Source organism: Lutibacter sp. (genome assembly GCF_040883305.1).
Taxonomy (GTDB): domain Bacteria; phylum Bacteroidota; class Bacteroidia; order Flavobacteriales; family Flavobacteriaceae; genus Lutibacter.
Genome location: NZ_JBFLKT010000437.1, coordinates 1 through 10939, shown reverse-complemented (window position 1 = coordinate 10939; position 10939 = coordinate 1). Strand labels below are relative to the sequence as shown.

The following is a 10939-nucleotide window of genomic DNA, read 5'->3' as shown; positions in this document are numbered from 1 at the left end:
GCACAATTTTCATTAAAACTAACGCAAGCATCGCCAATTAAACGAGCAGATTGTAAAAAGTTTGCAGCCATAACTGGTTTAAAAACATTCAATTCATAATGACCTTGAGTTCCAGCTACAGAGATTGTAACGTCATTTCCTATAATTTGCGCACAAACCATAGTTAATGCTTCAGATTGTGTTGGATTTACTTTCCCAGGCATTATAGAACTTCCTGGTTCATTTGCAGGAATAATTAATTCTCCAATTCCAGATCGTGGTCCAGAAGCCATCATTCTAATATCGTTTCCAATTTTATTTAAAGCAACTGCTAATTGTTTTAAAGCGCCGTGACTTTCAACTATAGCATCGTGAGAAGCTAAAGCTTCAAATTTATTTTCAGCCGTAATAAATGGTAAACCAGTAAATGCTGCAATTTTTTTAGCAACTAAAACATCGTAACCTTTTGGAGTATTTAATCCTGTTCCTACTGCTGTTCCGCCTAAAGCCAATTCAGCCAAATGAGGCAAGGTGTTTTTCAATGCTTTTAAACCGTGATTTAATTGAGAAACATATCCTGAAAATTCTTGTCCCAACGTTAAAGGAGTTGCATCCATTAAATGAGTTCTACCAATTTTTATAACAGTTGAAAATTCTTCGGATTTTGCTTGTAAAGTATCTCTTAATTTTTCAACTCCAGGAATAGTTACATCAATAAGCATTTTATAACAAGCAATATGCATTCCAGTAGGGAAGGTGTCGTTACTTGATTGTGATTTGTTTACATCATCATTTGGTTGAATTGTTTTTTCACCTTCACCAATAACATTTCCTGCAATTTCGTGTGCACGGTTAGCAATTACCTCGTTACAATTCATATTACTTTGCGTTCCAGAACCTGTTTGCCAAATTACCAGCGGAAATTGATTGTCGTGTTTTCCATCTAAAATTTCATCACAAACAGCTGAAATTAAATCTCGTTTTTCTGAAGAAAGTACACCTAAATCGTAATTTGCGTGTGCTGCAGCTTTTTTTAAGTAGGCAAATCCATATATAATTTCTAAAGGCATTGAAGCTGATGCACCAATTTTGAAGTTATTTATAGAACGTTGGGTTTGTGCTCCCCAATAGTTGGCTGCAGGAACTTTAACTTCACCCATAGTGTCTTTTTCTATTCTGTATTTCATAATAATTGTGTTTGTTAATTTTTGTGTATCCATAAATAGTTCAAAATTTATATTGTTCGTCATTCTGAACTTGTTTCAGAATCGAATTATACTCTTAACGTAAACAATATAGTGAGACGCTGAAATAAATTCAGGGTGACGTACTAACAATATTATGGAAAATGGATCTACATAAACTTAAATTCTTAATTAAGAGAGCGGATAAATTAACCTCTTTTTTACCTACTATTTTCTTATTCCATTGTATATTTGTGTGAATAAAATTAAAGTTACAAAAAATTATATAAGATGTCAGAATTTAAATACCAAAAGCCATTTCCTATTACAAAGGATACTACAAAATACCGTTTATTAACTAAAGATCACGTTTCTGTGGTAGATTTTGATGGAAGAAAAATTTTAAAAATTGCACCGGAAGGTCTTGAGTTACTTTCACAAGCGGCATATCACGATGTATCTTTTTATTTACGCGCTTCTCACTTAAAAAAATTAGAGACAATTCTTAAAGATCCAGAAGCTACAGATAACGACCGTTTTGTTGCTTATACAATGCTGTTAAACCAAATGGTAACTGCGGCTGGAGAATTGCCAACCTGCCAAGATACAGGTACTGCAATTTGTGTAGCTAAAAAAGGGGAAGATGTTTTTACAGGTGTTAATGATGCTGAATGTATTTCAAAAGGAGTGTTTAATACATATCAAACGGATAATCTTCGATTTTCTCAAATTGTTCCTCAAACAATGTTAGAAGAAAAAAATTCAGGTACAAACCTTCCTGCTCAAATAGATATTTATGCTGAAACAGGTAATAAATATGAATTTTTATTTATAACAAAAGGTGGCGGTTCTGGTAATAAAACCTACCTATATCAGATGACCAAATCATTATTGACAGAAGAAAATCTAACCAATTTTGTAAAGAAACATATTATGGATTTAGGAACTTCAGCTTGTCCTCCTTATCATTTGGCATTTGTTGTTGGTGGAACTTCTGCTGAAGCGAATTTAGCAACAGTAAAAAAAGCATCGGCAGGTTATTTGGATCATTTACCAACTGAAGGTAACGATGGCGGTCAAGCTTTTCGTGATTTGGAATGGGAAGAGAAAATTACAAAAATTTGTCAAGAAAGTGGAGTAGGAGCGCAATTTGGTGGTAAATATTTTGTGCACGATGTACGTGTTATTCGCTTGCCACGTCACGCAGCATCTTGCCCAGTTGGGCTAGGTGTTAGTTGTAGTGCAGATAGAAATGTTAAAGGTAAAATTACTGAAGAAGGTATTTTTCTAGAAGAATTAGAAAAGAACCCAGGACAATTTTTACCAAAAGAAGCGCCACACCTAAAAGACGCAATTGAGTTAGATTTGGATCAATCAATGGAAGAAATTCGTAAAGAACTTTCTAAACATCCTGTAAAAACACGGTTTAGTTTAAGAGGGACTTTAATTGTTGCTCGTGATATGGCACACGCAAGAATTAGCGAAATGCTTGCTAATGGTGAAGATATGCCTCAGTATTTTAAAGATCACCCAGTGTATTATGCAGGTCCAGCTAAAACACCTAAAGGAATGGCTTCGGGTAGTTTTGGCCCCACAACAGCAGGAAGAATGGATCCGTATGTAGATGCATTCCAAAAAGCAGGTGGTAGTATGGTAATGGTTGCAAAAGGAAATCGTTCACAACAAGTTACAGATGCTTGTAAAGCAAATGGAGGTTTTTACCTTGGTTCTATTGGAGGTCCAGCAGCAATTTTAGCAAAAGAAAGTATTAAATCTGTAGAAGTTATTGACTTTGCAGAATTAGGAATGGAAGCGGTTAGAAAGATTAGAATTGAAGATTTTCCAGCATTTTTATTGGTAGATGATAAGGGGAATGATTTCTTTGCTGAATTTAAATAGACAATCTAAACGATCATTAAAAATAAAATTAAAAGTACTGCCAATAATAAAAAATAAATATTATTTTTGTAAAAATTAATATAAGATTTTAAAGTTATGGATTTATCTCAATTTTCTGGTTTTTTAGTATTTTTAACAATCTTTACAATGGGATTTTGGTTAATGATATTTTTATTAACATTTGCAATTCCTTATTGGTTAATAGGATATTTTAGAGAATCTTGGAAATATAGAAAAGAAGGCAGAGCAATACCTAAAAAGTAATTTTTGGTATTTAATATATAAAAAAGGGCAATTTAAAAATTGCCCTTTTTTGGTTTTATGCTTTAAACATTTCTTCTTCACCACCGCCATCATAATCACCTTGCGATCTTTCGCGTTTCTTTTTCTGATTAAATCTATATGTAAAATTCAACATAATTTGGCGTTGTCTCCATTGAAATTCACCAACAGATTCTGTGGTTGGAGAATAACTTGTTGATTTTCTTTTTCGTGTATTAAATAAATCACTCACATTTAAAGCTACTGTAGCGTTTTCTTTAAAAATATCTTTACTAAAAGCTAAATTTACCATTAACATACCATCTCTTTTAGATTGTGCTCCTTCAGATGGGCCCATATAAAAACCGGTTGTTTGCCAGTCAATTTCTCCTGGTAAAGTAACTCTAGATACCATTCTAGTGAACCAACTTACATCATCAGAATCGTAACTAATATTGTTAAATTCACCATCAGTAACAGATTTAAAGAAGTTAAAACTATTGTTAAGTCTCCACCATTTAAAAGGGTTATAGTTTGTTGTAAATTCAAAACCGTAGCGATCTTGCGAACTAAGATTAATAGGATTTCTAATTATAACTAAAGTAGGAACCCCATCAATATCTCTAATGTCTTCAGTTTGTACCATTTCTATATTATTAACAGCATGTTGGTAATAAACTGAAGAGTTTAAGGTGAATTTATCCCATCTTTTTAAATATCCTAAATCAAAAGAATTTGTATAAGTTGGATCTAAATTTACATTTCCTTTTCTAATATAAGTTTCACTAGTACGTGATTCAAACGGGTTTAAAAACCAACTTCTTGGACGTCTTAATCTTTTGCTATATCCTAAAGTTAAACTTTCAGAATCATTAAATTCTAAACCCAAATTAACTGTTGGAAAAAATTCAGTATATTTTTTATTAAAAACTTCATTAGTTTGAATTAAATCTATTTTTCTGTCAGTAGTTTCAGCTCTTAAACCTAATAAATAAGAAAATTTGTTTATTTTTTCCCCATATTGAGAATATACAGCATATACATCTTGATCAAAATTTAATGTATTTGAAAAATTAGTATTATTAAAAAATTCATTGGTTTCTGCATTAAAATCTTCAACAAGATAATCTGTAGTTAATTCATTTAAATCTGCTTTAAAACCAAATTCAAATTGTGCATTTTCTCCAATTGGCAGCACGTAATCTGCTTTTATTAAGATATCTTTAGATTCTTCATCTGTTGAATTTCTTTCAGGGTTGTTTTCTAAAAAGGTAGGAAAGGTGTCAAAATCTGAAATATAAGCATTACTATTTTCAGTACTTTTTCCATATTGAAAATCTACAATTAATTTATGACCATCTGTTTTAAAATCTTGAGTAAAATTAAAGGAATATTCAATAGTTTCATCAACTTCATCTTCTTTTTCAACACGTTGGTATGTTCTATTTAAAATATTATTAGCATCTAATTGATTGTTAATATTTGTAGAAATATCTTCACCGTCAGATTTTCTATAAAGTACGGTACCTGTTAAAGAGCTTTTATCTGATAAAAAATACTCTACACCAAATCTTGTATTGAATCTGTTGTTTTCTCTATCGTAGGTTGTTTTTTCATTTCTAAAATTCGAAATAGTTCCATTTTCATTAAAATAGGTTGTGCTGTTGCTAGAATTTCCAGGAGCATTTCTATAATTATATCCTGTACTATTAAAAAAGTTAGCTTTTTTAGTACGGTAATTTAGGTTCACAGATCCTCCAAAATTATCTGGATTTCCTGCATTTGCAGTTAAAGAACCATTAAAACCTTGTGCTTTTCCTTTTCGTAGAATAATATTTAATATTCCAGCAGTTCCTTCAGCATCATAACGTGCAGATGGGCTTGTAATAACTTCCACTTTCTCAATGGCGTCGGCAGGTAATTGTCTTAACGCATCTGTTCCACTTAAACCAACTAAACCAGATGGTTTTCCATTTATTAGGATTTTAACGTTGTCGTTTCCTCTTAAACTTACATTTCCTTCAACATCAACAGTAACGGAAGGAACATTGTCTAATACATCGGAAGCAGAACCACCTTTTACAGTCATGTCTTTTCCAACATTATAAATCTTTTTGTCTAAACGAATTTCGACAGTACTTTTTTCTGCAATAATTTCAACTTCACTTAAAGATTCGGCGTCCATTTCTAATGAGATTACACCTAAATCTGTTGTTTTTTTTATCTCTTGGTTTAATAATGTATACGTTTTAAATGAGATGAATTCTACCGATATATTATAAGTTCCTCTTGCAACTTGAACATCAAACAAACCATTTATGTCAGTAATTCCTCCTGTTACAATTTTATCATCTAAAGATTTTACTACAATTGTTGCATATTCTAACGGTTGCTGAGTTTCTTTATCTATTACTTTTCCTAAAATGGAAATCTTTTCTATAGGTTCGTAATTTTTAGCAATTAAGCTGGTTACACATAAACTTAGCAAAATTACAAGTACAATATTTTTCATGAATTATTTATTAGTTAATATAGTGCAAAGATAAGCTAGGTTCGACTCTTTTTGTGTTAACGAGTGTTAACGTTTGTTTAAATTAAAACAATTAAAGTTAAACAAATTAGGTTTGAAAAATAAATATATAATATACTTAAAATAAGCTTGTTAAAGTGTTTGCTTATGAAATTTACTTTAGAAAAGTGGCAATTTAAGCTAATTCTACGTTGTTAAAAAAAACTTAAATTTTATAAAATAGATTTTATTATTTCAGGAGGACGACCAATAACAGCTTTTCCGTTGTTAATTACAATTGGTCTTTCAATAAGTTTTGGATTTTCTAACATTGCAGTAATAACTTCGGCATCAGATAATTCCTTTCCTTTATAATTTTCTTTCCAAAGTGCTTCGTTTTTTCTAACTAAATCTATTGGAGAAATGCCTAATAATTTAATAATATCACTTAATTCTTCTTTTGAAATTGGAATATCTAAATATTTTATTGTTTCAAAAGTAAGTTTTGATGCTTCTAAAATTGCTAAACCTTGTCTGCTTTTACTACAACGTGGATTATGATATATTTTCATATTGTGAATTAGATTTAATGCAAAAATACTAATTTAATAGGTTGGCTTAATCTCTTTTTTATCGAAATCAATTAATCGGTCTTTTTTACTTTGGTTAAAACGGTAGGTAAATGAAAGTAATATAGTACGGTATTTATTTTTAAATAAACTTTTTGTGAAATAATTAGTATCATACCTGTCTCTATCGGTTTCATTAGATAAAAATAAATCGTCAACTCTTAAACTTAAAGATGCGTTATTATCAAATAAATCTTTATTAATAGCAGCACTTGCATACGTGTATGCCTTTCTTGTTGAATAGGAACCAACGGATTTTAAAGTGTGTTTTGTATTTAGTTGAAAATCAAAAACTTTAGGTATTTTTAATTGTGTAAATAAGCTAAACGAACCGTTTGTACTATTATCATTATAATCTAAAATAATAGTTTCATTTGCGTTATTTACGGTTGTAAAAGTACCTTTTTGATCAAAATTATAAATGTTTATATTACTAGTAAAACTCAACATATTACTCGCTCTATAAGTAGTACTTAAATTTAGTCCATAATAATTTACTTTGCCTAAATTAACAGGTGTTGTTATAACTTTGTTTGCACCGTTTATTTGATCGCCAGTTTCATAGGTAACTTTTTCCCACCAATCATTAAAAATTTGATAGAATAAACTTGGTAAAAAGGTAATTTTATTTCCAGAACTTGAAAAAGTTAAAGAAAAGCCATCTACATAAATTGGTTTTAAACTAGGATTACCAATAAAAGAAGATGTTTCACTATATTTTTCTTTAAAAGGTTTTAAATCTTCAAATTCAGGCCGAAGCATATTCTGAAAAAAACCAAATGATAAACTTTTTGTCTCGCTTAAACTATATTCTAAATATACTGAAGGCAATAGTTTGTTGAAGTTATTTTTTTGTAAGTTGTTTAAATTTAAATAATCAGCTTTCATTTCAAGAAACTCTGCTCTTACACCTATTTCATAATAAAATTTTTCAAATTGACTTACAAAATCCACAAAAACAGCATTAATTTTTTCAGCATAGTCTATGTTCTTTACTTCATTTATATTGGTATATTTAAAAGGTACTTTAAGATAATCTCCTTTAAAACCAAATGAATATGTTGAATTTTCGCTAATTGGATTTATATATTCAAATTTTACAGAAGTTTTATTTAATTTAATATTTTCAATAAAATTTTCATCAGTAAAATTTGTATTTGTATTTGTAATAGTATTATCAAATCTATCTGAATCTTTTGTGTATATTACTGAAGTTGTAAAAGTTTCTCCTTCCTTTTTAAAGTTGTGGGTAAATTCAGTTACAAATTCAACCATTTCATTATCAAAATCTCTTAAAAGAGTTCTATCATTTAATTGAAGTGAATTAAAAGTAGCATCAAATATTTCAGATGTTGTTAAGGTATTACTTTTGATTGTAGTATTCAAAAAATTGAGACTTGTACTTAAAGTACTTCGATTTGATAAGTAAAAGTCGGCACCAACGGTTCCATAAAAAGCAACTCTTTTATTATTAGATTCAATGTTTTCATTTAAAAATGAGGTGGTGTTATTATTACTAAAATATTCTGACTGAGAAGATGATATTGTTATTGGATTGCTATGATTATAAGAAGAGTTTATATAAAAATTTACATTTTTATTTTTATTGTTGATAGTAAATAAGCCTCCAGAATAATCTTTGAAACCAGCAGCAGCAGTTAACGAAGCGTTTAATCCTTCGTCTTTACCTTTTTTTAATATTATATTTATTACACTTAATGCAGAGCCGCTATACTTTGCACCAGGATTTGTAATAACTTCAATATTTTCAATGGCACCGGCAGGAAGTGATTTTAAAGCATTTGCACTAGATAAAGATGATGATTTTCCGTTTATTAATACTTGTACATTTCCTCGTCCTTGTACGGAAATACTTCCATTAGGATCTATTGAAACAGAAGGAATATTATTTAATGCATCCGTAGCGACACCACTTGCAGCAGCAATATCTTTGTCAACATTATAAATTAGTTTATTTGGCTTTATGTCAATTGCTCTTTTTTCTCCATTAATTTCAATTGCTTCTAAAAATTCAATATCAACTTCTAAGGCAATTGTACCAATATTTAAATCTTTATTAACCTTTGAAATATTAATTTTTTTTGATTTAAATGAAATAAATTCAACAGAAACGTTATAGGTACCTTCTTCAACTTCAATACTAAATTTACCTCTTGAGTTTGTAATTCCGCCACATTTAATTGAATTAGAATCTATACTTTTAAATACAATAGTAGCATCTTCTAATGCTTTTTTTGTAGTGCCATCAATTATTTTTCCTGTTATTGTATAAGTTTCTTTTTTTAAAGTTTGACTATAATTAATTAGTGGGGTTAATATGATTAGTAATAATAATATTCTTCTCATAAAGTGATTTTTTATTAAACATAACAATTTTTTGTACTACAAAAGGTTAATAAATTAATTCTTCATAAGTTCAAAAGTACAAAATATTAATAAAAACTCCCCATTTATTTGATTTTATTTACCTTTTATGTGAGTAAAAGGTATTTTACTATTATTTAACAGGCTTGGCTTTTACAAATGAATTTAACTTTTCAGTTAAGTTTAAATTTTTTGTAAAATGAATACCATTAATATTTAAAAAGTTTGCTGTTTCAATATTTTCCTTGTTATCATCAATAAAAATAGCTTTTTTTGGATTAATAGCATACCTTTTTAAAATAAGTTTATAAATTTCTGGAAACGGTTTTATCATTTTTTCTTTTCCTGAAACTACAACTCCATCAAAATCTTTAAAAAAAGGAAATAAGTTTACACCTTCTTCCCATTTTTCTGCACTCCAGTTTGTTAAAGCATAAATTTTGAATTTTTTAGAAGTTTTAAGCTCTTTAAGAAGTTTTAAATTTTCTAAAATTGGTCATGAAAACATTTCATTCCAACGTTCATAAAAACTAATAATTTCATTTTTATATTCAGGGAATTCTGCAATTTTTAAGGCATTTGCTTCTGCAATAGTTCTGCCAGCATCTTGTTCAGCATTCCATTCGGGAGTACAAACGTTATTTAAAAACCATTGTACTTTTTGTTCATCATTATTAAATATTTTTAGGTATAAATATGCTGGTTTCCAGTCAACTAGAACACCGCCAAGGTCAAATATTATGGTATCAATTTGATTATTCATTACAATTCATTTGTATCATCAACTTGTCCTTGTTGCATTAAATACGCTTTTATAAAGCCATCTATTTCACCATTCATAACGGCATCTACATTACCAGTTTCATAAGAAGTTCTAACATCTTTTACCAATTTATAAGGATGCATTACATAATTTCTGATTTGAGAACCAAAATCAATTTTCATTTTACCAGCTTCAATATCGCTTCTAGCTTCTTGTTGTTTTCTAAGTTCTAATTCGTATAATTGAGATTTTAGCATTTGCATTGCTCTATCTCTGTTTTCGTGCTGTGAGCGTGTTTCGGAACAAGAAATTTGAATGCCAGTTGGTTTGTGTGTTAATTGTACTTTTGTTTCAACTTTATTTACATTTTGTCCACCAGCACCGCTAGAACGTGAAGTTATTATTTCAATATCTGCAGGATTAATTGTTATTTCAATACTATCATCTACAAGCGGATATACATAAACTGAAGCAAAACTTGTATGGCGTTTTGCATTGCTGTCAAAAGGCGAAATTCTAACCAATCGGTGCACTCCGTTTTCTCCTTTTAAATATCCAAAGGCAAATTCACCATCAATTTCTAAAGTAACAGTTTTTATTCCTGTAACATCACCTTCCTGGTAGTTGAGTTCTCTAATTTTAAAGCCTTGTTTTTCAGCCCACATTAAATACATGCGCATTAGCATAATTGCCCAATCGCAACTTTCTGTACCACCAGCTCCAGCCGTAATTTGGATTACGGCACTTAAACTATCACCTTCTTCAGAAAGCATATTTCTAAACTCTAAATTTTCGAGGAGTTCTATGGTTTTGTTATATACTTTTTCTACTTCTGGTTCAGTTGCCTCCCCGTCAGTATAAAAGTCTAAAAGAATGGAAGTTTCTTCAAAAAATGTTTTGATAGCTTCAAAATCTTCTACCCACTTTTTTTTAGATCGTAAATCTTTCATTACAATTTCTGCTTCTTTTGAATTGTTCCAAAAATTTGGATTTGCAGTTTTTTCTTCTTCGTTTGAAATTTCAATTAATTTTTTATCAATTTCAAGGTAAGTTTTTAACTTGCTAATTCTTTCTTCTAATTTATTTAGTTGTTCGTTTGATATCATATCAATGTTTAAGATACACAAAAATAACCTTTCATTTTTAAACAGTAAAAATTAATTAAATACATATTGAATAAATTTTAACAGCAATATTTTAGTTACTATATTTGATTCATTAAAATTTAAAAAATGCAAATAAACTTAATTAGTGATACGGTAACAAAGCCTACAAAGGGAATGTTAAAAGCAATGATGGAAGCGGAAGTAGGAGACGATGTATTTAAATC

Annotated in this window: 10 protein-coding genes; 3 read left to right on the top strand and 7 right to left on the bottom strand. The window is 29.5% G+C overall.

The window, feature by feature from the left end:
- The coding region (locus AB1Z17_RS14165; protein WP_368052420.1) for a class II fumarate hydratase at positions 1-1166 on the bottom strand (1166 nt) is incomplete at its 3' end.
- 288 nt (positions 1167-1454) lie between these two features.
- On the opposite strand from AB1Z17_RS14165, the gene AB1Z17_RS14160 reads away from it, so the two are divergent.
- The gene (locus AB1Z17_RS14160) at positions 1455-3062 is read left to right on the top strand and encodes a fumarate hydratase (RefSeq protein WP_368052417.1); all 1608 of its coding nucleotides are present in this window, start codon (positions 1455-1457) and stop codon (positions 3060-3062) included.
- A 96-nt stretch (positions 3063-3158) separates the two neighbouring features.
- Complete coding sequence (locus tag AB1Z17_RS14155; protein ID WP_368052416.1) at positions 3159-3326, top strand: hypothetical protein; 168 nt, start codon at positions 3159-3161, stop codon at positions 3324-3326.
- Positions 3327-3381: 55 nt separating this feature from the next.
- Here AB1Z17_RS14155 and AB1Z17_RS14150 read toward each other — a convergent pair whose 3' ends face one another.
- The 6 genes from AB1Z17_RS14150 to prfB all read right to left on the bottom strand — a co-directional run bounded on the left by AB1Z17_RS14150 (position 3382) and on the right by prfB (position 10715).
- On the bottom strand, positions 3382-5835 hold the full coding sequence (locus tag AB1Z17_RS14150) for a TonB-dependent receptor (protein WP_368052415.1): 2454 nt from the start codon (positions 5833-5835) through the stop codon (positions 3382-3384).
- 230 nt (positions 5836-6065) lie between these two features.
- The gene (gene arsC / locus AB1Z17_RS14145; protein WP_368052414.1) at positions 6066-6404 is read right to left on the bottom strand and encodes an arsenate reductase (glutaredoxin); all 339 of its coding nucleotides are present in this window, start codon (positions 6402-6404) and stop codon (positions 6066-6068) included.
- A 33-nt stretch (positions 6405-6437) separates the two neighbouring features.
- Positions 6438-8828, bottom strand: a complete 2391-nt coding sequence (locus AB1Z17_RS14140; protein WP_368052413.1) for an outer membrane beta-barrel protein — start codon at positions 8826-8828, stop codon at positions 6438-6440.
- Between the two features lie 151 nt (positions 8829-8979).
- Positions 8980-9339, bottom strand: coding sequence for an HAD-IA family hydrolase (locus tag AB1Z17_RS14135; RefSeq protein ID WP_368052419.1), 360 nt, complete (start codon positions 9337-9339; stop codon positions 8980-8982).
- Between the two features lie 3 nt (positions 9340-9342).
- Entirely contained in the window at positions 9343-9609 is a 267-nt protein-coding gene (locus AB1Z17_RS14130; RefSeq protein ID WP_368052412.1) for a hypothetical protein, read from the bottom strand.
- Positions 9609-10715, bottom strand: coding sequence for a peptide chain release factor 2 (gene prfB / locus AB1Z17_RS14125; protein WP_368052411.1), 1107 nt, complete (start codon positions 10713-10715; stop codon positions 9609-9611). Before prfB ends, AB1Z17_RS14130 begins: the two co-directional genes overlap by 1 nt.
- Positions 10716-10841: 126 nt before the next feature.
- Between prfB and AB1Z17_RS14120 the strand changes: the two genes are divergently transcribed.
- A partial coding sequence (locus AB1Z17_RS14120; RefSeq protein WP_368052418.1) for a beta-eliminating lyase-related protein occupies positions 10842-10939 on the top strand: 98 nt, incomplete at its 3' end.